The sequence below is a fragment of the Anatilimnocola floriformis genome, assembly GCF_024256385.1.
GTDB lineage: Bacteria > Planctomycetota > Planctomycetia > Pirellulales > Pirellulaceae > Anatilimnocola > Anatilimnocola floriformis.
The window spans coordinates 1,010,266-1,032,724 of record NZ_JAMLFW010000001.1; the positions used below are offsets into that span (position 1 = coordinate 1,010,266).

At 58.5% G+C, this 22,459-nt stretch carries 17 protein-coding genes; 8 read left to right on the forward strand and 9 right to left on the reverse strand.

Annotation, left to right across the window (positions count from 1 at the left end; genetic code table 11):
• Positions 1 to 24 precede the first annotated feature (24 nt).
• From M9Q49_RS04140 to M9Q49_RS04155, 4 genes are all read right to left on the reverse strand, one after another.
• On the reverse strand, positions 25 to 765 hold the full coding sequence (locus M9Q49_RS04140; protein WP_254507391.1) for an ABC transporter ATP-binding protein: 741 nt from the start codon (positions 763 to 765) through the stop codon (positions 25 to 27).
• A gap of 1 nt (position 766) precedes the next feature.
• Entirely contained in the window at positions 767 to 1,906 is a 1,140-nt protein-coding gene (locus M9Q49_RS04145; RefSeq protein ID WP_254507392.1) for an ABC transporter permease, read from the reverse strand.
• A complete protein-coding gene (locus tag M9Q49_RS04150) occupies positions 1,903 to 2,577 on the reverse strand; it encodes a TetR/AcrR family transcriptional regulator (protein ID WP_254507393.1) in 675 nt (224 codons plus the stop codon). Before M9Q49_RS04150 ends, M9Q49_RS04145 begins: the two co-directional genes overlap by 4 nt.
• A gap of 134 nt (positions 2,578 to 2,711) precedes the next feature.
• Positions 2,712 to 3,299: a Maf family protein gene (locus M9Q49_RS04155; RefSeq protein ID WP_254507394.1), complete on the reverse strand. Its 588-nt coding sequence runs from the start codon at positions 3,297 to 3,299 to the stop codon at positions 2,712 to 2,714.
• Positions 3,300 to 3,421: 122 nt separating this feature from the next.
• Here M9Q49_RS04155 and pepF point away from each other — a divergent pair, with 122 nt between their 5' ends.
• From pepF to M9Q49_RS04175, 4 genes are all read left to right on the forward strand, one after another.
• Positions 3,422 to 5,224, forward strand: a complete 1,803-nt coding sequence (gene pepF / locus M9Q49_RS04160; RefSeq protein ID WP_254507395.1) for an oligoendopeptidase F — start codon at positions 3,422 to 3,424, stop codon at positions 5,222 to 5,224.
• 68 nt (positions 5,225 to 5,292) lie between these two features.
• Positions 5,293 to 5,862, forward strand: coding sequence for a DUF1802 family protein (locus M9Q49_RS04165; RefSeq protein WP_254507396.1), 570 nt, complete (start codon positions 5,293 to 5,295; stop codon positions 5,860 to 5,862).
• Positions 5,863 to 5,936: 74 nt separating this feature from the next.
• Positions 5,937 to 8,903 carry a DUF1553 domain-containing protein gene (locus tag M9Q49_RS04170; protein ID WP_254507397.1) on the forward strand — a complete coding sequence of 989 codons (2,967 nt, stop codon included), beginning with the start codon at positions 5,937 to 5,939 and terminating at the stop codon, positions 8,901 to 8,903.
• A gap of 25 nt (positions 8,904 to 8,928) precedes the next feature.
• Entirely contained in the window at positions 8,929 to 10,359 is a 1,431-nt protein-coding gene (locus M9Q49_RS04175; RefSeq protein ID WP_254507398.1) for a DUF1501 domain-containing protein, read from the forward strand.
• Between the two features lie 14 nt (positions 10,360 to 10,373).
• On the opposite strand, the gene M9Q49_RS04180 is transcribed toward M9Q49_RS04175, so the two are convergent.
• Both M9Q49_RS04180 and M9Q49_RS04185 read right to left on the reverse strand, forming a co-directional pair.
• Positions 10,374 to 13,568, reverse strand: a complete 3,195-nt coding sequence (locus M9Q49_RS04180; RefSeq protein WP_254507399.1) for a hypothetical protein — start codon at positions 13,566 to 13,568, stop codon at positions 10,374 to 10,376.
• On the reverse strand, positions 13,556 to 14,086 hold the full coding sequence (locus M9Q49_RS04185; protein ID WP_254507400.1) for a MarR family winged helix-turn-helix transcriptional regulator: 531 nt from the start codon (positions 14,084 to 14,086) through the stop codon (positions 13,556 to 13,558). The genes M9Q49_RS04180 and M9Q49_RS04185 overlap by 13 nt, the downstream gene beginning before the upstream one ends.
• A gap of 378 nt (positions 14,087 to 14,464) precedes the next feature.
• Between M9Q49_RS04185 and M9Q49_RS04190 the strand changes: the two genes are divergently transcribed.
• The 4 genes from M9Q49_RS04190 to M9Q49_RS04205 all read left to right on the forward strand — a co-directional run bounded on the left by M9Q49_RS04190 (position 14,465) and on the right by M9Q49_RS04205 (position 18,293).
• Positions 14,465 to 15,997, forward strand: coding sequence for a hypothetical protein (locus M9Q49_RS04190; protein WP_254507401.1), 1,533 nt, complete (start codon positions 14,465 to 14,467; stop codon positions 15,995 to 15,997).
• A gap of 33 nt (positions 15,998 to 16,030) precedes the next feature.
• Positions 16,031 to 16,282, forward strand: coding sequence for a hypothetical protein (locus tag M9Q49_RS04195; protein ID WP_254507402.1), 252 nt, complete (start codon positions 16,031 to 16,033; stop codon positions 16,280 to 16,282).
• A gap of 490 nt (positions 16,283 to 16,772) precedes the next feature.
• A complete protein-coding gene (locus M9Q49_RS04200) occupies positions 16,773 to 17,879 on the forward strand; it encodes a WD40/YVTN/BNR-like repeat-containing protein (RefSeq protein WP_254507403.1) in 1,107 nt (368 codons plus the stop codon).
• A gap of 159 nt (positions 17,880 to 18,038) precedes the next feature.
• Positions 18,039 to 18,293 carry a hypothetical protein gene (locus tag M9Q49_RS04205; RefSeq protein ID WP_254507404.1) on the forward strand — a complete coding sequence of 85 codons (255 nt, stop codon included), beginning with the start codon at positions 18,039 to 18,041 and terminating at the stop codon, positions 18,291 to 18,293.
• A 203-nt stretch (positions 18,294 to 18,496) separates the two neighbouring features.
• Here the strand turns inward: M9Q49_RS04205 and M9Q49_RS04210 are convergent, their stop codons facing one another.
• From M9Q49_RS04210 to M9Q49_RS04220, 3 genes are all read right to left on the reverse strand, one after another.
• The gene (locus M9Q49_RS04210) at positions 18,497 to 19,969 is read right to left on the reverse strand and encodes a BBP7 family outer membrane beta-barrel protein (RefSeq protein WP_254507405.1); all 1,473 of its coding nucleotides are present in this window, start codon (positions 19,967 to 19,969) and stop codon (positions 18,497 to 18,499) included.
• A gap of 170 nt (positions 19,970 to 20,139) precedes the next feature.
• A complete protein-coding gene (locus tag M9Q49_RS04215; RefSeq protein WP_254507406.1) occupies positions 20,140 to 21,330 on the reverse strand; it encodes a glycosyltransferase family 2 protein in 1,191 nt (396 codons plus the stop codon).
• Between the two features lie 30 nt (positions 21,331 to 21,360).
• Positions 21,361 to 22,455 carry a GNAT family N-acetyltransferase gene (locus tag M9Q49_RS04220; RefSeq protein WP_254507407.1) on the reverse strand — a complete coding sequence of 365 codons (1,095 nt, stop codon included), beginning with the start codon at positions 22,453 to 22,455 and terminating at the stop codon, positions 21,361 to 21,363.
• Positions 22,456 to 22,459: the final 4 nt, after the last annotated feature.

Consider the following 22,459-nt stretch of genomic DNA (forward strand, 5'->3'; position numbering starts at 1 on the left):
TTTCGGTCCGCGAAAGGCGGCTATCTAGCCACTAACGCCGGCGGTTTCGAGCCGGCCTTCGGGTTGTTTGCCAACTTCAATTTTCTCGACGCGGCCATCCACCATTTGCACAATGCGATCGCCGTAGCGATAGACGCGGCTGTCGTGTGTGACGACCACCACCGCGCGATCGGGCTGCACGGCTACTCGTGTGATCAGTTGCATGACGGTTTGCCCCGATTGTGCATCGAGAGCCGCCGTTGGTTCATCGCACACAAGCAAGCGAGGCTGATGAATCAGCGCTCGCGCGATGGCGACACGCTGTTGCTGCCCGCCGGAGAGTTGCGAAGGAAGGGCCGCTGCGCGGCTCGCCAGGCCGACTTCATCGAGCACCTCGTTCGCTCGCTTGATTGCCGTGTGACGATATTCGCCGTTGATGATCAACGGCACGGCGGCGTTCTCCGCGGCGCTTAGCGCCGGGAGCAAATTGTATTGCTGAAACACAAAGCCGATGTTCTTCGCGCGGAAGTTCACCAATCGACCACCGCGCAGGTCTTTCAGATTCTGGCCCAGCAGCGAAACTTCGCCGTCGCTTGGGTTGAGCAAGCCGGCGATGATCGAAATCAACGTCGTTTTGCCGCAGCCCGACGGCCCGACGAGCAGCGTCATCTCGCCGTAGTTCACCTGCAGGTCAACTCCGCGGAGCGCGAACACGCGAGTATCTCCGGTGCCGAATTCCTTCGTCACGCGGCGGCAGTTTACAGCGACGTTGTCTGCGTTCGACATACTAACCTCGAAACACCACAGCAGGTTCCAGTACGAGCACCTTCGTCATCGCCACGAGGCTCGTCAGCACAATGATCAGCAGCACGGCCACACCGCAGCCGCCGGCGGCGAGCGGCGTGAGATTCAAGCCGGCGAGATGCGTAACGCCGCTCGTCGATACAAAAAATGCCGCCGTCAAACCAATTCCAATGCCATAACCGAGCAGGCCGACGACAATCGCTTGTAGCAGGATCATGCCGATCAAACGAAAGTTGCTCACGCCCATGGCTTTGAGTGCGCCGAACTGCCGGAGATTTTCAATCGTGAACAGATAAAACGTCTGGCCGGTGATCGCAGCGCCGACAATAAAACCGAGCGTGATCGTGATGCCGAAGTTCACCGGAATGCCGGTGGAACCGAGGAAGTAAAACACGGTCTTCCAAAAGAACTGATCCTGCGTCAAAGCCATCAAGCCGGTTTGGCGTTCGATCCGCTTACAGACTTCCTCCGGATTCTGCGACGGCTCGTGCTGCACCAGCACAAAGCTCATCAAGTTGCGCCGATGTGGCACGAACTCCACGGCCTGGCTGTAGCGCGAGTAAAGCACCGGCAACGTCACAAACGGCGGCGAGGCCTTGCACACACCAACGAGGACTGCGCGGCGGTCGTTCAGTTCAAACGACCGGCCGATTTTGTATTCCTCGCCGGGCCACATGTATTCGTAGCCAGCTTTGTCGATGATCACGGCATCGGGCTGCCGCAGGTCATCGAGCTTGCCGACAATCATCTGCTGCGGCGCGGCCACCATCGTTTCATCATCAACACCGTAAAGCAGCAAGTTGCGAAAATTGCCGTCTTCGAGTCGGGCCCGATTCTGACCGTAGTACAACCGCACGGCCCACTCGACCCCTTCGACGCCGCGCACGCGATAGACATCGGTATCCGGAAGCGCCGGCACTTCGTCGATGTAGCGAGCCTTCTCATCCATGACCCAAATGCTGCAGTCGCGCACGTCGGTGATCTGACTCGCCGTGCGGCGAATGATCCCCATGAAAATGCTTACCTGCTGCGACATCAGCAGTGTGGCAAAGGCCACGCCGAAGATCAGACCAAAATACTTGGCCCGATCCCCCATCAACATCCGGAGCGCGATCCAATTCATGCCAGTTTCTCCGAGGTGTTTTTGGCGTCGGAATTTTTTGCGTCGAGAATCGTGATCCCACGAATCAGGGCATCGATCATCTGCCTCGCTGTTTCATTCACCGGCTTCCACGGCACCCACGGATCCTTGCCGCGGGCGAGATGCAGCGAGACAACTCCATGCGTGCTCGAAAAGAACAGCTGCGCGATTTGATCGGGATCGTTCAGTTCCGGGCGAAAACGGCCCGCGGCCAATCCTTCCACCACGGTTGCTCGCAGATAGGCATAGCAGTCTTGCGCGGGATTGCCGTGCTCGATCAAGCCGATCTTGGGGAAACACTCGATCTGTGTGTTCATAAACAGAAACTTGTACGCCGCCGGCTGTTCCAGGCCGAAGTCGACGTAGATCATCCCCATCTGCCGCAGTCGCTCGATGGGATCGGTGCCGGGTTGCCCGGCCTGGTCAAAGCCGCGGCGGAACTTGATGAACTCGCGCTCGACGAGTTCGCCAAGCAGAGCCTCTTTGTCCGGGAAGTGAAAATAAATCGCCGTGGCCGAGAAGCCGATTTTCGCGGCGAGCTTGCGCATACTCAAACCGTGAAAGCCTTCACTGAGCAGCAGTTCTCGCAGGGCTTCGAGAATCTTCTCGCGCGTTTCCTGTTTCTGTTGTGTCCGCCGTTTGGTTGCCGTCATGTTCGCACGTGGCGTGGAGGTGCCAGGGAGAGGTACTTAACGCTGTTATGTTACCTAACGGCGTTAAGTCGGCAAGCCCGATTTTTCGTAATGAACTCTAAGTGGCTGTCATTAATAGACTTGAGAACGGCCGGCTACGGGACATTCCAGCCCAGATCACGCAGTACTTTGGCGACCAATGCTAGCGGCAGGCCGGTTATCGCTGTGTGGTCGGCCGAAGTGATCGACTCGAACAAGCTAATTCCGAGACACTCCAGCTTGTAACTGCCGGCACAATCGAGCGGCTGATCGGCGGCCACGTAACGCTCGATTTCGCCCTGCGTAAGCGGCCTCATTTTCAACTCGGTCACGTCGCGCAGCTGCTCTATCTCATTACCGCTGATAACGCACACGGCTGTGATCAACCGATGCGTCTTGCCAGCTAGGAATTGCAACTGCTCGATCGCTAGTTCCGCGGTCCCTGGCTTACCTAGGATCTGCCCATCGCAGGTGCAAACCTGATCGCTGCCAATCACCGCCGCGCTGGGATATCGCGCAGCAACCTCTTCAGCCTTCGCTCGCGCCAACTCGCGCGCGATTTGTTCCGGTTCGGCGCTTGGCAACTTCGCCTGCAACGCACGCTCGTCGACATTCGGTGCCACACACTCAAACGGCACGCGCAGCCGCTCGAGCAGTTGGCGCCGATACTTCGAAGTGCTGGCCAGGATGAGTTGAGTTGTCATCGGCCCGATGCTACTCCATTTGGCGACGGCCGGGTGCCTGCCTTTCGCCCTCAGCGGGCAATTGTTACGTTTGGGAGCTAGTCCAGAATGTTCCGTAACTTCGTTTTGATTGTCGCACAGCCATGAATAAAGTTCTGCGTCTTCCCGATCGTAAAAGCGTCAAGACTGCTGATACCTGGGATTTGTCGACTCTGTGCAAGGACGAACAAGACTGGGAAGTGCAGTTCAAGAAGCTCGAGAAGCTGATCAGCGGCTTTGAGAAATTCCGCGGCAAGCTGGGCGATGGCCCAAAAGTGCTCGCGGCGTGTTTGAAGTTCGACGCCGATTTCGATCGTATCGCTGAGAATGTTGGCGGGTATGCTTCGCTGCGCTCGACAGAGGATCAAACCGAAAACTCTGCTCAGGCAATGATAGCGCGGTTTCACAACCTGGCCACGAAGGCTTCACAGGCAGCGGCTTACATTCGGCCTGAGTTGCTGGGATTGCCGGAAGCGAAGTTGCAGGAATATCTCGCCGCGAAAGAGCTGAAGGCCTGGAAACTGGTGCTGGAGCGGATCATTCGCTACAAGCCACACACGCTCACGCCGCACGAGGAAGAGATTCTGGCTATGCAGGGCGAAATGGCCGGCGCTGCGAACGCGGCGTTTCGTCAGTTGCTCGATGCCGATCTCAAGTTCGGCACGCTGAAGGATGAGAAGGGACAGGAAGTCGAACTGTCGAATTCGACGTTTAGCAAGTTCCTCGTCTCGCCCGATCGCAAAGTTCGCAAAGCGGCCTTTCATCAATACTACGAGCAGTTCAAAGGCCACGAGAATACCCTCGCTGCGACGCTTAACGGCTCGATCCAAAAGGACGTTTACTACGCCAAGGTCCGCGGCTATTCGAGCGCTCGCACCGGCGCAATGTTTCCCGACAATGTGCCCGCGAGCGTCTACGATAATCTGATCTCTTCCGTCCGCAAGAACCTGCCGGCCGTGCATCATTACTACGATGTGCGCCGTCGCAAGATGAAGCTCAAGGACATTCATCACTACGACACCTACGTGCCGATCCTCAGCGATCTGGAAGTAAAACGCACCTGGAACCAGGCCGTCAAACTGGTGATGGAATCGCTGCGGCCCCTCGGCAGCGAATACTGCAGCGTGCTGGAGGAGGGATTGCTCGGCCGCTGGTGTGATCGCTATCCGAACAAGGGCAAGAACAGCGGCGCGTTCAGCAGCGGCAGCTACGAAGGCTGGCCGTACATTTTGATGAACTACAAGGAAGATGTCTTCAACGACGTCTTCACCCTGACGCACGAAGCCGGCCACTCGATGCACACTTGGCACTCGGCCAAGCATCAGCCCTATCAGTACTACGGCTACGTGATCTTCGTTGCCGAAGTCGCGAGCACGTTTAACGAAATGCTGCTGAGTCATCACCTCATTCAACAAGCCAAGGACGATCGGCAACGAGCCTACTTGATCAATCGCGAGATCGACGACATTCGCGGCACGGTGATTCGCCAGACGATGTTCGCCGAGTTCGAAAAGATCACGCACGAAATGGCCGAAGCGGGCGAACCCCTCACGGTGAAATCATTCCGCGCGACCTATCGCGAACTGCTCGATGCCTACTTCGGACCGAACTTTGCGATCGACGAAGAATTGTCGCTCGAATGCTTCCGCATTCCGCACTTCTACCGCGCGTTCTATGTCTACAAATACGCCACCGGCCTCAGCGCCGCGGTCGCCCTCAGCCGCAAAGTCCTCAACGGTGGCCCTGCCGATCTGGCCGCGTATTTGAACTTCCTCAAGGGAGGTTGCTCGAAGGATCCGCTCGATTTGCTGCGCGATGCGGGCGTCGATATGGAGAAGCCAGAGCCGGTTGCGACGACGCTGGCGCACTTCAACAAGTTGGTCGAGGAGTTGGATGAGTTGCTCTAAGAAACTCCCTCTCCCCGGTATTCCGGGGGGAGGGTTGGGGTAAGGGGCCAGAAGCCGGTACAAACTCGATGCAGCAAAACTCCATCGCCCTCAAAGAATGGGCCGTCATTTGTCGAGCCCTGGAAACTGGTCGGCAGACGCTGTTGCTCCGCAAAGGGGGCATCGCCGAAGGGCCGGGTGGCTTTCGCGCGGAGCATGAGCGGTTCTGGCTGTATCCGACTCAGTTTCATCAAGGGGCTGAACAGTTACAGCCTGAGTTCGCACCACTGCTCGGCGATGTGGGGCAACTGCAAGGGGCGAACGGGCAGATTGTAGTGCGGGCTTTTGCGGAGGTGAAACGAGTTGAGTATTTGACTTCACTCAAGCAAGTCCTCGCGCTGAGTGGTTTGCATGGCTGGACCGATGATGTGGTGCGACAGCGATTCGATTACAAGCGGCCTGGGTTGTATCTGTTCGTGCTGCGGATTTTTCTTGCGCGCCAGGCAACTCTGGTGACCGAATCGGTGACGATGGCAGGTTGCAAGTCGTGGGTGGAGTTGCCGCAGCCGATCGCAACGAGCGATTTGCAGCCGGTGCTTGATGAGGTGGAGTTTCAGGTCGCGACGGCGAACATCGACGCCGCCTCGCGACTTAGCTAGAGCCAGCGCGCGGCAGCGTTTATAGTGAGTGCTCGCTAGTTCGCTCTCTCCGCCGCCACGCAAGGATCGCCTGCATGCGAGCCTGGTTGCTACTGACTCTCGTTTTCTCGCTCGGCGTTTCGCGCGCCCACGCTGCAGAGCCAGCCATCGATTTCGATCGCCAGATCGCGACGCTCCTCGCCAGCCGTTGCCTCGATTGTCACAGCGGTGCGGAGCCGAAAGGAAAGCTCGATCTTTCGACCGCTGCCGGCGCACTGCGTGGCGGCGAGTCGGGGCCGGCCATTGTTCCTGGCAAACTGACCGACAGTCAACTTTGGGAACGAATCGCTGCCGGCGATATGCCGCCGAAGAAGCCGTTGCCGGAGAAAGAAAAAGAACTGCTGAAGGCCTGGCTCACGGCTGGCGGAAAATGGGGTAGCGATCCGATCGATCCGTATCGCTTCAGCACGACAGCCCGCGCCGGACAGGATTGGTGGTCGCTGCAACCCCTGCGAGTTGCTCGCGAACTGTCTCGCGAAAGTGCGATCGATGCAATGTTGCAACAAAAGCTGAAGGAACAGCAACTCGATTTTTCTTCCGCCGCCGACCGTCGTACTCTCATTCGCCGATTGAGTTTTGATCTCGCTGGTTTGCCACCGACGCCTGAGGAAATCGAATCGTTCACCAAAGATGATTCGCCGCAGGCCTACGAAAAACTCGTGCAGCGATTACTCGATTCGCCACATTATGGCGAACGCTGGGCTCGTCACTGGCTCGACGTGGCGCACTTCGGCGAGAGCGATGGATTTGAGTTCGACAAGATGCGGCCGAATGCCTGGCGGTATCGCGATTGGGTGATCGACTCGCTGAACCGCGATATGCCCTACGACGAGTTTGCGAAGCTGCAGATTGCTGGCGATGTACTGCGGCCGAGCGATCCGCAGGCGGTCATCGCGACGGGCTTTCTCGTCGGCGGTGCGTTCGATAGTTTGCTGCCGGCCGGTGATGCGATGCGGCAGATCATGCGGCAGGATGAACTCGAGGATATCGTTGGTCTCGTGGGGCAATCGTTCCTCGGCCTGACGGTGCACTGCGCTCGCTGTCACGATCATAAGTTTGATCCCATTCGCGCCGCCGATTACTACAACCTAGCCGCCTCGCTGGCCGGCGTTCGTCGCGGCGAACGGAGTTTGCCGGCGAATCCACCGCCGAGCGAATTGCTCGAACGGCAGCAGAAACTCGTCAAGCAATTGAAGGGATTAGAAGAGCCTGCCCGCACGACGATCCTGGCGAAACGTAAGCAGGCAATCGAAAGCAACAACGCGAAACTCCCTGAACCCTTCGCGGCTTGGGAATTTGATGAGGATGTGAAAGACTCGCAGGGGCAACTGCATGGCCAGTTGCAAGGCAAAGCTCGCGTTGAAAACGGCGCGCTCGTGCTCGATGGCGCCTCGTACGTGACGACCTCCCCCCTGCCCCGCCGCATCAAGGAAAAGACGTTTGAAGTCTGGGTGAAGCTCGCCAATTTGCAGCAACGTGGCGGCGGTGTGATGACGCTGCAGACGCTCGATGGCAGTATTTTCGACTCGCTCGTTTATGCCGAACGCAATGCCGGGCATTGGCTGGCCGGCAGTAACTTTTTTCAGCGGACCAAAGACCTGCAAGGCACGGCAGAGACCGAAGCCGACAAACAGTTCGTGCACATCGCCCTGGTCTACCACGGCGATGGCCGCATCGCCGCCTATCGCAACGGCCAGCCGTACGGCAGCGAGTATCCGTCGGGCGCCGCGGTCTCTTTCGATGCTGACAAATCGCAAATCGTCTTCGGCCTGCGGCATGGGCCAGCCGGTGAAGGCAAGCTGCTGAAGGGGCTGATCGATCGCGCTCGGCTGTATGCTCGCGCCCTCACGCCGGACGAGATCGCTGCTTCAGCGGGCGTTGCTTCGTCGTATGTCGCCGAAGCAGAACTGGTTGCACAGCTCAGCGCTGACCAGCAGAAACAACGCGAGACGATTAAGGGTGAATTGGCCGCGCTGACGAATCAAGTCGATTCGGTACGTGAGCCGAAAACGTTCGCCGTCACGCCGCAACAGCCCGATGTTTCTTACTTGCTGATTCGCGGCAATCCAACGCAGAAAGGTCCCGAGGCAAAGCCAGCCGGCATTCGTTCGCTCACGCCGAACCATTTTGATTTTGAATTGGCCGCTAACGCTCCTGAGCCGGATCGCCGCCGCAAGCTGGCCGAGTGGATTGCCAGCGAAAAGAATCCTCTCTTCGCGCGCACGCTCGTCAACCGCGTCTGGCAGTATCACTTCGGTCAGGGACTGGTCCTCACGCCGAACGACTTGGGCTATAGCGGCGGTCAACCGTCGCATCCCGAGTTGCTCGACTGCCTCGCCGCAAAGTTCATTGAGAACAAGTGGAGCCTGAAAGAACTGCATCGGCTCATCGTTACCAGTCGCGCCTATCAGCAGTCGTCGTTGCCGCGCGAAGCAGCGATGAAGGTCGACAGCCAGAACCGCCTGCTGTGGCGGTTCTCACCGCGGCGACTCGAAGCGGAGTCGGTGCGCGATGCGATGCTGATGGCCGCTGGTGAACTGAACCCCGCCCGCGGAGGCGTGAGCTTCAAGGACTTCGAGCCGTTCAATCGCGGCGGCACGCAGTTCTACAGACCCATCGACGTGAGCGGACCGGAATTCAATCGCCGCAGCATTTATCGCATGTGGGCCCGTGGCGGCAAGAATCCGCTGCTCGATACCTTCGACTGTCCCGATCCTTCGACCACCACGCCAACCCGCGGCAGTACGACCACACCGCTGCAGGCTCTGTCGCTTCTCAATCATTCCTTCACGTTGCGAATGGCCGATAGTTTTGCCGAGCGACTCAAGCGTGAAGAAAAAGAAAACGAAGCCGAGCAGATCCGTCTGGCCTTTGTGCTTACCACCGGTTCAACTCCCGCCGATGAGCAGCTGGCCGCGAGCCGGGCGTTTGTGCAGAAGCATGGCTTGTCGCCGTTCTGCCGCGTGTTGTTGAACTCGAACGCGTTCCTGTATGTCGATTAGTCCGGACCTTGCTGAGCAAAGTGCTATGACCACTAACCGCCGCGATTTTTTGTCGTTTGCCGCTCAAGGCATCGGCGCGACTGCGCTCACGTCGCTGCTGATGAACGAGCGGACCGCGCGGGCGGAAAAGATTCCCGGCCAGGCCAACGATCCGCCGCCACATCATCCGGCCAAGGCCAAGCGGGTTATTCATATCTGCTGCTGCGGCGCTTTTAGCCAGCTCGATACGTTCGACTACAAACCAGAACTCGCGAAGCGCCACGGCCAGCCGCTCGGCGGCAGCGAGAAACCCGATGTTTTCTTCGGCAAGGTCGGCTTGCTGCGGCAGAACGATTTTGAGTTTCAGCAGCGCGGCAAGAACGGCTTGTGGGTTTCCGATTTACTGCCGAACATCGCCGGTGTCGCCGATGAGCTGACGGTCATTCGCTCGATGGTCGCCGAGTCGTCGAGTCACACGCCGGCCACGCTGCACGAGAACAGCGGGTTTCGGTTGAATGGTTTTCCCACACTCGGTTCGTGGCTGTCGTATGGCCTCGGCTGCGAAACCGATGAGTTGCCGACGTACGTCGTGCTCCCCGATGCTCGCGGCCTGCCGGCCGGCGGCACCAGCAATTGGTCGCAAGGCTTTTTGCCGGCGCAGCATCAAGGGGTAATGTTTCAAAGCAAAGGAGCCGTCATCAACGACTTGTTCCCCGCTCGCGAGTTTGCGGATGAACTCGAGCGCGACAGTCGCGAGCTACATAGCTTTCTAAATAAGACCGACCGCGACCGCCGAGGCAATAGCGATGAACTGCTCGCGCGGATGCGGGCCTATGAACTCGCCGCGAAGATGCAACTCGCCGTGCCGCGCGTGACAGATCTTTCGCAGGAGACGGCCGCGACGAAAACGGATTACGGATTTGATCGCGAAGAGACACGCGACTTCGGCCGGAGTTGCTTGCTGGCCCGGCGGCTCATCGAACAAGGCGTGCGGTTTGTGCAACTGTTTTCGGGCGGCTCGTTTGGCAATCCACGCATCAACTGGGATGGCCATGAAGACACCAAGGCTAATCACACCCAAGAAGCGGTCCGCATCGACCAACCGGTGGCCGCGCTGGTCAAGGATCTGCGGCAGCGTGGATTGTTCGACGATACGCTGCTCCTCTTCACCACCGAATTTGGCCGCACGCCGTTCGCGCAGGCCGATGCAGGTGTGCTAGGCAAAGGTCGCGATCACAACCAGTACGGCTTTTCGATCTGGGCCGCCGGCGCGGGACTAAAACCGGGCATGGCTTACGGCGCGACGGACGACATCGGTTGGAAGGCCGTCGAGAATCCCGTCGCCTGGCATGATTTTCACGCGACGGTGTTGCATCTGCTCGGCATTGATCACGAGCGGCTGACGATTTATCACAACGGCATTCAGCGTCGCCTGACCAACGTGCATGGGCACGTGGTCAAGGGAATTCTCGCGTGATGCCTGCCTGACGATTACTTCCGCAGCGACTTCACAGGCCGCTGCATCCCTTCGATATTGAACGAAGCGGGCGTGGCCGGCGACTTATCTGAGTAATAAGCTGCAGGATCAAGCTGTGGACCGATGACCGGCAGCGGCGTGGCCGGATCGATGACTTTGGTTTCCTGCGGAACGGGTTGAGGCTCCGCCTTCGGCCGAACTGACCGCGGTGCGGGAGTCGGCTGCGGTGTTGGCAACTGTGGCGCGTCGTTTTTCGGCGTGGCGTGATGCGGAGCCGCTTTCGCGGGCTGAGGGGACGGTGTTGGGATCTGTTCATTTGGCACGAGATACGGCTCGCCCATGAACTCGCCGTTTTGCGATTCAAATTGCGGATAGGGAGCTACCGGAATCTCGGTCGCGCCGTCGTAGCAAGCCTGCGGTTGTTCGGGGCAACGCCACAGCCACGGATCGTAAGTGCCGTAGTCTTCTTTGATGGCGCCCGGATCCATCCACAGCCCTTCGCTATCGAGTTGCAACGTGCCGAGATCGAAATCGAGTGAACGGCGGAGAGCTTCGTAGTTGACCCACACGCTCATGAAGTTGTTCTGAGCATCGAGCAAGTCCGACAACGCCGAGACCGAGTCGCGGGCCGCAGTGGCCCCCGAGGCCTGGTTCGTCAATTCCTGATCGATGCGAATGTCTTCGTTACGATCGATCTGCCGGGCTGCTTCGAGCACGGCGAGGCGCTGCAGTTCGAAGTTAATCTGATTCGTAAGAACGGTTCGCATCGTGGTTCGCAAACCGCGAGCGACGGTGTCTTCGAAGTTGTAGTAATTGCGGCGAGCCTGTTGATATTCGATCAGGGCCTGGCGGTAGACGTTGCGTTCCGACAACCGCGTCAACGGCGCGTCGAAGGCGATGCCAAGTCGCAACCGGCCGGTGGCGCTGCGCAGGCGGAACGGATTGTCAGTGACGTTTTGCACGTCGCCGCTGAAGAAGACGTCGAGCGAGCCTTCGAGGTTGTCGGCGTTGAACTCGATAAGTCGCCAGGCATCGACGAGGCCGGCACGAGCGTTCATCCAGTCGCGGCGATACTTGCGGGCGACTTCCACGGCTTGCTCCCACTTGAGGTCGATCGGCGTCAGCTCGATTCCCTCGGCGCGGGCTCGGGCCTGCACCAATTGTAGCGCCAGAATGTCGGCTGGCAGCACAACGAGGATGTCGGTGACGTCTTCGCCGGCCGGCACGGCTCGCATCGGCTGCTGTTCGCCTTGCTTGGGATACAAAATGCCGTGGTACAGCGAGGCGAAGAGCTGATCGGGCTTGAGTGTTTCGCCCGTTTCGAGCAGATTTTTTAGGCGCGAGTCTCGTTCGTCGAGGTGAGCGAGATAATCATTTTGAACTTTATTCTTGAGCGATTCAAATTGCACCATCACTTCGCGGCGCGAATCCTCAAGCCGTTGCAGCCGAAAGATTTCTTCGTTGAGCGTGGGAATCGGCAGAATCGCACAACCCTCAGCCCGCAGTTCTTCGATGGTCTTCTTGAGCTTGGTGAGCCATTCGCGGCGATGCTTCAGTGAAGTCTGAAACGCGGCCAGATCGGTGGCGGTTCGCGGCAAGTAATCGGTCAGCAGCCGTTCGCGCACTTCACGCACCGGTTTGAGTGTTTGCTGCAGCTCACGCAGATGATCCGGCAGTTCGGGGTACCAGTTCAGAGTGTTCACGACGATCGTCCGCGTTGCGTCGTTCGGATCGGGCGCGGGACGACTTTCGATGTGAGCCGTGATCTTGGAACGAACCGTGCTGAACTCCTCCACAAGGTTCTCGATCGTGTCTTGTTCTTGCAACGTGGCCCGATCAATCAGCTGAAACTGATCGAGCGTGTTGTCGTTCACTTCCATGCAAATCGTCGGCGGCAACCCCAAAGTTCCTTTGAAGTTATCCAAGGTCGCCTGATAGTCATTGCGCGAGTTGATCAACCGGCTTTCCGAATTGAAGAGCGCCTGGCGAGCCTGGGCGACTTGCAAATCCTGCCGAAGGATGTTGTTGACGAGGCCCACTTCGCCGGAACGCGTCTTGAGCTCGTCGAGAAATTCTTCCAAGCGATACAGGTTGTTGCGGAGGCGTTTGACGTTGTCTTCTTGGTTGCGAATGTTTTGCTGAGTTTGCAGCAATCCCAGGTAACCGCCAACCGCGCCGGCACCGGCGCCTTGGCCGCCACCGCCGGCCTGTACAGTCGTCGCACCAGTGGTGCTCACGCGGCCGAAGCCGCCGCCGCCGACACCGGTGAAGCCTTCAAAACCAGAGCCGCCGAACACACCACCGCGACGTTGCGGGCCCTGACCTGGATCGCGGCCAGTCATCACCTGCACGTAGAAGCCCTGGCGGTATTGTTCCATCGAACGGACGTTGTAGAGCAGCGAGCGCTCGGCCACCGTCAAGCGTTCCATGATGCGATCTCGGCCTGCATTGCGCAAGAGCGGTTGCACCAAGGCGAAGTCGATAAGCGTATTGCCGCGGTAATCGTCTGGTCCCGAAAACTGCCACATCAGGGAGTTTGCCAGGCCCACGACCAGCGTGCTGCCGGTTGTAAATGCCTTGCGCACCGCGATCGGCCGAGGACCATTCGACGAAGTAGCGAGCAGAAAATCGCTGCGCGAATTGCCGCCGGCGTTGAGCAGCCGCGCGGGATCGTTGCGCAACCGACCATCGGCCGTGTATTGTCCTGAATAGCCAGCGAAGTATTGCGAATCGAAGAGGAAGCGTTCGAAACTAACGTCTAGCGCCGAAAGATACAGTTCTTCGAGCTCTTGCTGATAAGCACGCGAGTGAAGCAACCCGAGCCGCACTGCATCGTCGGCGCGCACCTTCATCACACCTTCGGGCGTGAACTCGAGATACTCAGGCCAGGCCGGATTCTCGACGTAGGGAGTTTCGCCGTTGTCGTGCCAGCCGGGATAACCGCGCTTGTGATCGACGCAATGCATCAGTTCGTGCGCATACGGATCGTCTGGTGGCAGCGGCGGACAGTCAGGGCAACTCGGATCGAATAGACGCGAACGCGGATCAGGCGAGATGCTGATGTTCGGCAAAGCCCAGTGCGGATGGTCACCCTTCTGGCGAATCAAGTCATAGGCTTCATTGTCGGCTTGCCGGCGATAATACGAGCGATGACAGCCCGTCGCGGCAAACAGCATTGCAATCAACACAACAAAAGTTAGGCGGCGCATGACGAAGGGCCTCCTTGGTCAGGCGTGCTCTGAGCGGTGGGCAACCATTGATCGAGCAGTTGGCGGAGTTGCTCGAGTTCGGCGGTGTTCAGGCTGCCGTGCAACTTGCCACCGGGGCTGGCGAGTAATTGGCAGACATCGGCGAGCAGCGATTCGCCGGCGCTCGTCAGCTGCCAGACCTGACGGCGGCGATCGTTGCCGCAGCGTTCAAACTTCAGCAGATCGCGAGTGCGGAGTCGTTCGACCAGGCCGCTCATCTGCGCGGGAGAAACTCCGACCGCTTCGGCCAGTTCGCCTTGCCCGCGATGCGCGACACCTGCGTCGTCGCACAGCCAGAGAACGAGAAATTCCTGCTCGCTCAGTTCGCTCGAGGCGATTTGTCCGGCGAGTTGGCGGCGGACCGTGCGAGCCGTTGCGCCCACTTGCAGGACCAACTGTAGCCAGGCCTGGAGTGCGGCGCTTTCGCCCACGTTGTGCTCGGTAGTCGCAACGCGCGGAGCGTGACGACCTGCGTCCATTGCTGCAACTATGCAGTCAGGCGAATTGTCTCTGGCAGCCATGCCGTCTCCCGGTCGTTCAGTCCTGAACGATTAAAGAAAAAACGGTTTCGCCCACCAACGATTCGAAACGAAACATTTCCGGGCAGAACGTTTTCCCAGGACAAAGATTCGGGAATAAACCGTTCAGACTTGAACGAATGCGCCAGAAGTGCCGGTTGCAGCGGCAGAAGTTGCGGGCTGTACGGCCGTAAGATGCGGCGGGGATTCGGTTTGCGTCATGGCAGTCGCAGACCGCAAAACTTGACACCCCAAACTACCCCATTTATTATCGACCTATGGCTTTTCCGTCCGCCGGGCGGGCTCCATTCAGCCCGTTCTTTTCCGCAGGCGAATTCAATGTCTGATAACGCGATTGTTTTTCAGGTCGTCGGCGTCGTGCTGGTCCTGTTTTTTGGGTTCATTACCTACATGAACACCAAGACTTGGCGCTGGCTGCACGTCACGATCCTGTTCTTCGTCTTCGCGATGGTACCCACGTTCTGGGTCTACGCTGCCATGGTGATGAAGACGCGCGCTGCCTGGATGACGCTGCACGATAAGCTAGATGCCGCCGTCAAGGAAAATGCGGCTCGAGTCAAGTTGCTGCAGCGTGGTGAAGAAAACGACATTAAGAATGAGAAAGATTCGGTCTATGCCGTTAAGGAACAGCTGACCCGCATGATCATGGACCGCGGCCGTGTTTGGCGTGGCTGCGTTCCTGGGCAAGTTGCTGGTGGCGCCATCACCTTGACCATGCAGATTGCCGCGCCTCCGCCGCCACCGCCCATGGCACCCATGCCGATGCCTGCCGATCCTGCAGCGCCAATGCCGGCTGATCCTGCGGCCCAACCCATGCCGATGCCAATGCCCATGCCGGAACCACCAGCGGCTCCGGTGAGCGGGCACAACATCGTCGAGAAGATGGTGGTGTACGCCTTCCAGGAAGCGGAAGACGCTCAGCGCGGTTTCAAGGTCCCCAACTTTTATCTCGGCGAATTCCTGGTGACTGCCGTCACCCCGACGACCGTTTCGCTGGCCCCTACCCTGCAGCTCTCGCCTGAACAGCTTTCACAGGTCAACAACGGCCAGCAAACGTGGATGCTGTTCGAAACTTGCCCGATCGACACTTACGAAATCTTCGCCGGCCTCAACGCCGCCGCCATGTCGCAATTGATTCCGCAGGCCGATACCGGTCTCGATCAGCAGGCCTACGCCGATCTCATCAACACCTATGTGATGGACGGCCAAACTGCTCCCGAAAACACACCACCCGACAACCTGTGGGTGGAAGTTGAATTCACGAAGGTTCACAAGGAAGAGGTCGACGCTAATATGGCGAACGACGCTCCCGATCAAATCCCCTTCGACAACACTGGTCTCGCCCAGCCCGGTCGGTTGCGCCGCCGCGAGTCGGATATTTCCGAATTCAAGCCAGGCGATATTGCAGTCCTGCCCAAAGAAAAAGCCGACGAGTTGGTCGCAGCCGATGTCGCCAAGATCATCAAAAATGTTTACCGCCGCAGCCTGATCGAATTTTCGGCCCGGCTCCGCACGATTCAGCGCCGCCGTTTGGAAATCGACCTGCTGACGGTCGAAATTCGCCGCGACATTGCCACGCTCGACGCCACCACGGCCAAAGCCAACGAGCAAATTGAACTCGAAACCGAGCACAAGCGAATGCTCGACGAAGATCTTGCCAAGGTCACCTACGAGCGCGACAGCGTAGCGAAGTACGGCAGCGCCCTATTCGCCGAACTGACGAAGACTAACAACGACATCCGCAACTTCTACGCCTCGAACCGCGCCCTCAATCTGGAACTGCGGCAACTGACGGCCAAGCTGACCGAAGAAGCTGATAAGCGGACCCGCGAAGCCACGGCAGGCAAGTAGTTGTACTGAAGCGTGATCAAGGAGGAGGGGCAGATGGTTTTGCAGCAAACACTCGCGGTCACGCACGCCGCGAAGGAAATCTACAACACCCGCTTGCGAGCGCAGCTCGAGGCCGCTCACCCGAATGCTTTTGTAGCAATCGAACCAACCTCGGGTGATTATTTTGTCGGCACAACACTATCACAGGCCGTGCAAGCAGCGCGGACGGCACATCCTGATCGGATTTCTTTCGCGTTGCGAGTCGGCCACGAAACGGCGATCCATCTGGGAGTGCTGTCGACGTGAATGGTGAAGTAGATGAGGCGGGCCGCGCTCTTCTGAAATTGCAGGTGCGGCACAAAGATCAGGGCGTTCGCGAACTCCTCGTTTGGATTGATACGGCGTTTGATGGCGAGCTGGTGATTTCTCGCCAAATGATTCGGGAATTGGGGCTCGCACGCACAGTCAGCGGCGGTCGAAGCAACGTTGGCGGATGGCACCAAGGTCGTTCTGGAAACGTTTGAGTGCGCCTTGGAGTGGTTCGGAAAGACACAACTTGTAGAAGTCGTCGCAAACGAAGGACGATTGCCCTTGCTTGGTATTGGGCTTTTGAAAGATCGCAAGTTGACAGTCGACTACCGACGTCGCAAGTTGGATTTGGACTAGAGTATTTGAAGCTGGCTGCTGACGGCGAGTTTCCAGCTCGCACTGCTGTTTTTTCAGTGCAGGCCGCCATTCCGATTGCTATCCTTGGCAGATCGTCTTTCCCCGCCAAGATCTCTCCCCAGGCCCTGCCATGAAACTTCGCGCGCACCACCAGTTTCTTTTCGGTTTGCTCCTCACACTCTTCACCGCTACCGGTTCGCTGGCCGCGGAGCCTTTGACGCCGGGCGTGTGGAAGAACATCACGCCGCCGGCAGCGCAAACAAGTTTTGCAGATCATATTTTCTGCCAGGGGATGACGGTCGACCCACAAAATCCGCGTACGATTTACGTCTGCATTTGCGCGTATGATGCGGCCAAGGGAGGCCTCTTCAAGTCGAACGATTCGGGCGGCACTTGGCAGAAATGTGGTGATCTCGATGAGCCGTTGCACGTCGCGGTGAATCCTCGCGATTCCAAACACTTGTATTGCGTCGATGGTGTACGCGGCAAGACGTTGGGCTTTTGGACGTCGCGCGATGGCGGCGACACTTGGACGATGCCCGAGGGATTTAAGAAAGCGACTGAGAAGCCTGTCGGCACGCGCGATTTGTATTCGATCGCCGTTGACCCGACCGATTTCAAACACCTCTTGGTCAGCTTTCATTCTCCTTGGGCCGGGAAGAATTGCGGCGTGCTTGAGAGCAATGATGGCGGCGAATCATGGGTCGCCCACGACCCGCCGTCGACACTCAAGGGTGGCTATGGCATGGCCATTTTCTTTTTGTTCGATCCCGCTAAGAAGATCGGCGACCGCGACACTTGGCTCTTCACCGCGCAGGAAGGAGGCTTCTTTAAGACGACCGATGGCGGCAAGAGTTGGAGCAACGTCTACAAGTTTTCGATGACCCACGGCGGCAATCAACTGTATCGCGCAGCCGATGGCACGCTCTACAGCGGCGGCTATCAATATCCAGCCCGCAGCACTGACAACGGCAGCAGTTGGGAACAAATCAAGACTGGCCTGCCATACAGTTGGTATATGGGCATCATCGGTGACGGCGAGCGGATCTACACCGCCAGCACTAGCAAGAATCAACCGTTCTTTGTGTCATCCGAAAAAGATGGTTTGAAATGGCAAGCATTAAATGAGCAGAAATTTTCAGCCGTGCCTTTTACGATGGGTTTTGATCCCATCAACAAGATCTTGTACTCAGCGAGTTGGGAAGAAGGGCTATTGGCGCTGAAGTTGAAAGACTAGCCAAAACAGACAATGACAAGTTCTGTCACTGACTTGAACTTTGGCATGGATTGCTATTCCCAGTAGGTGCGCCATTTCCTACCTAATGCGGCAGTGGAGAATCGACAAGTTGGAGGACGATGCACTGCAATGTTAAGAGAACCAGATCAGGAGGCTGACATGGTTGACATCCTAGGCCGTTACCGCTGGGAACGGTCTGACTTCGCCGACCGAGTCGAACTAATCGACCGGGCCACTTCTCTCCGCGTAGGCTTCGCCGTCCGCGATCTACTGGGCCAGTGTTACTGGCGTGTCGATAGCGTTCTCGGTTCGTGCGAAAATCTAGACGAAGCCAAGCATTGTGTGGAACTGGCGGTCGAAGATGCAAATGACAAGCGTCTGCAGGCAGCCTTGGATTCGTTTGCGATTAACTAGCGCGTTCAGGTTTTTGCGGCAAAGCAAACTGAACGCGAAGATCTTTTCAAAGCCCGCAATGTCGGCAGCGACATCTTGTCAGGATTCGCTTTCAGGAATTGCGGGCAGAAGGCTTCAGATCGACGTTGAGTCGACGGCCTTTGGGGCTTGGCTTTGCGATGCCAGACGCCATTGGTATCAGGCCCGCACTTGCCGAACGATTCTTAGAACGCTCGTTCCAAGCCAAACGTCACGCCTTGAGCCCAGAAGCTCGTTTGGCGGTCGTGGAACTTCGGCACGCCGGCGCCGGTCAGCGGGCCAGGCGGCAGTTGCGAGGTGTTGACGTTGAGGTCGATCAAGTCGCCGCCGCGGCCAACCGAACTCCACAGCAACACGCTGTAGCCGACCGAGGCTCGCCAGGGACCAAAGTCGCGGTTGATCTTGCCGCCGAGTTCGATAAGCGTCGAGAACTCGTCGAGCTTCCGTTGTCCTTCGTTCGTCGGCAACGCGAGGAAGCCGTCATTCGTCGTGGCCGTCTGGCCGTTGGCCGTGGTGGTCGTGCTGCCGCTGATGTTCGATTTCGTCCGCGTGTTGCCGAGCGAAGTCTTCAGCCAAAAATCTGCCAGGCCGAGGAACGTATCGCGTTGACCGGCGATGCCGATCTCCACGCCGTTGAAATAATTCGCGGCGTCGAAGTCGTCATGCACGACGATGGTCGTTCCCGGAACAACTCCACTCTGCTGGCTGATCGAGGTGAGCTTCTCGCGAATGTTGATTTTGTCGCGCAGGTAAGCGAAGCGATAACCGGCCATCAGATCGACGCGCCGATTGTTGTCGCGGCCCACGTTCCATCGCACCGCGAGATCGCCGGTGCTGAAGAACGATTCGGCATTGATCGACAGGTTGCCAGTGAGCAATCCCGGATAAGCTACGAGTTCAGCGTCGTTCAAGCCGGTCTCGGCATTGAAGAAGGGCCGGGCGATAACCGGCAGCTGATTGCTATTGACCGAGAAATTTGTGTCGTCGCCGGGCAGAAAGGTGTAGCTCGCTTCCAAGCCCCAGTTCTGCATCGGATCGAACCACATGTTGCCAAAGAACCGACCACCGGCGCGAGCGTTGTCATTCAACTGCGTGCCGAGGAGCGCGTTGGTGCCAGGCTCGCCGAGCACACCGGCTTCACCCACGGCCACATTGGCCGGCGATGAAGTGGCAAGAACCGGCGTATTCATGGCGCTGGTCCACCAATAAAGAACTTCGCCACGGATCGACAGGCTCATGCCACCGAGCATCGGCATCATCGGCCGGGCCCACATGTTTGGATACATGCCGCCATCGAAACCGCCGCCGTACCCTTCGTCGAACATCATGCCGTCGTCGTACATCACAGGCGGACCGGCCGACGGATTATTGAGCGACGGGCTGATGTTCGCGGGTGCCGCTGCGCCATCGCCTTGCAGAATGGCGGCGGGCGGCGTTCGCAGCGCGGGATCGCCAGGAGGAAGTGTTTCTTGTCGCACCACGCGGGCCATGGCCGTCGGTGGCTGACTGATCGAACGGGCTGCCACGGGCATGGGCCGCTGAATGTTCGGATTGCTGCGGACGGCCACGCGCTGCTGCTGAGCATTCGCAGGGACCGCGAAAGCGACGAGCGCGAGAAGAGTGCAGGCCGACGTGAGCTTGCTGAGGTTCGCAAACATGCGGGGGCTTCCGTGAAGTGGCCAGCAGGTGCTAGCCGAACATCGCGCGCCCCCCAGCGCAAAGATGAACCGTTACGCAGCCTATTTTCGGCTGCTGAAACGGAAAGGATGAATCCTTTTCCCAATCGGCAGAAGTTTTCTGATCAGAAAATCTTCGCACAGGGTGCTAGCTACGACGCATCTCGCGCGGTGCGAACCCATTGCTGTTGTCGCTTCCACAGAAACGCTACGTACAGCGGCACTTTCCACAGAGCATACAGCGGCGCGAGGAGCAACGCTCGCAGCGGAATCTGCTGGCGGCAATAAGCAGCCCAGCCAAGCAACACGCAGCCAGCGATCGACAGCAGGGCGCTGCCAGCGATGATGGCAGGAACTGCACTGCTGCCGCATAGCCATGCGATGAGCGCGAGTAAACAGAACGCCACGTTCCCCATCACCAGTAGCGACAGCGGCGGAATGGCGAGGTCGAGCGCGAGGATCAGCAGAAACGGTCGTCGAGTGGCGAACGCGCGTAGAGCGAGCTTTGGCACTTGCGTGAGCAGCGTGCGGAGATGGCCATGCTCCCAGCGAGTCCGCTGCGTCGTTGCCGCCGAGCGTTGTTGTGGCAGCGGACTGTTGACGTGAGCTGCTGGAATGAACTTTGTGCGATAGCCGCTCAAGGCCAGATCGATGCCGAGCTGCATGTCTTCGACGACGTTGCTGCTGGCGACCTGCGCCCGGTTCACGAGAGCCCACGGCAATGCCATGCCCGTGCCGGTGAGATGTGTCATGCCGACCAGGCGTGTGAGTCCCAGTGGACGCACTAGATTTTTGAAACGAAACGCTAGGCCGGAAATCATCTGCAGCACGCCGCCGCGCGGATCGGGATCGCACAGGTTTAAGCCTTGCACCGGACAACCCGATTGATGAGCCGTCGCTGCCAGGGTCGACGCAGTTTGCTCATCGACCCGGCAATCAGCGTCGAGAAACACCACTACATCCGGCGGATTATCAGCAAGGTAGCTGATGCCGAAGTCGAGCGCGAAACCTTTGCCGCGGCGCGAAGTGTCGGTTCTCTCGATGGCAGTAGCGCCGCACCGCTGCGCAATCTCAGCTGTGTTGTCTGAGCAATTGTCGGCGACAACGATCACGCGGTTACCTGCCGAAATCGTCGGCAGCAAAATCTGCAGCGTTTTTTGGATCACCGCTTGCTCGTTGTGCGCTGGAATCAGCACTGCGTACGACAGCGATGTGGTTTGCTCGGGCGACTTCTGCTTTCGCTCTCCCCAGACCACGGCCAGCAGCACTTCGCCGCAGAACATCGCCGCGGGAATCGCGATCACGACGGCCGTGCTGATCAGGAGCAGATTGAGGATGAACATCGGAGCCTCCGCGCTTCGCCAGCGATGGGTTTACTTGTAGGCCAGCCACTGCCGGATCGGTTGCAGCAACTTGCCCGAGACTGGCGACTTGTCGAGCCAGGCCCGCGTCGTCCGCCAACCGCTACGCAGCCAGGTGGCCATCGTCGGTCGCGAGACGCTTCCTTCCATTAGCTCTTGGCTGTCGGTAGCCAGGTTCCACTTGAAGCGTTCGTCTCCCTTGCCGAGTTCGAACCGCGTGATGCCGACCTGCGGCCAGGCTTCGGTCATCTGCAAAAACATCACGAGGCCCGGCGAATAGGCGGACAGCTCGCGATCGTAGGCGGTGAACCAGGCGTGCATCACATGCCGGCTACGAATCGAATAGCAAATGGCAACGATCTTTTGTCCTGCTCGCAGCACCGACATCCAGCCGCCGAACTCGCCACCAGTCGGAGCTTGCAGCTGTTCGATCAGCGAGCGAGTCCAAGGAAACGAGAACACATCGGCCAGGCCGGTGAGCTGATATTGAGCCGATTTCCAAGCGAGCAATGTTTCGAACACTTCGGCCGAAGTGCTTTGTAGTTCCAGCGACAGTTCACCCTGTTCGCGGGCCAGTTTGCGAACTTTTTGCATCGTTTTGCTGACGACTTGCGAACCTTGTTCGCGACGTTGCTCGCACCAACCGGCATAGCCATTCTTTAGCTCAAGGCCTGGAGCTTGATCGCGCTTGCCAGCAAACGGAGCAAAGCTGGTTTGTGCGGCCGGCACGTGTTCGAAGTCCCACGTTGCGAGGCGAGCGCCGGCTAGCACTTGGCGAGGATCGAATTGAAGATCCGCCGGTCCAATGCAACCGTGGAAGTCGCACAACTTGCCGCCGACTGGTTTGCCGATGTTCAGCTGACCGCGCTGGAACGGCAAAAATCCCGTTGTCTGGCCGGCGCGCTGCAGCACGGCGATTTCGACGTCTTCTCGCACGCGGCTGACAGCCTGCGTGAACTCGGGTCGAAAGTACGGGCTCGAGAGCGCTGGGTTTTCCTGTTGCCAAGTATTCCACAACGCCCAATCCGTCGTGGTCAGTTGCGCAGGACGCAGCACTTTCACATCGACAGCAGCGATCTTCGCTTCGGCAGGATTTTCAACAGTCATCGGT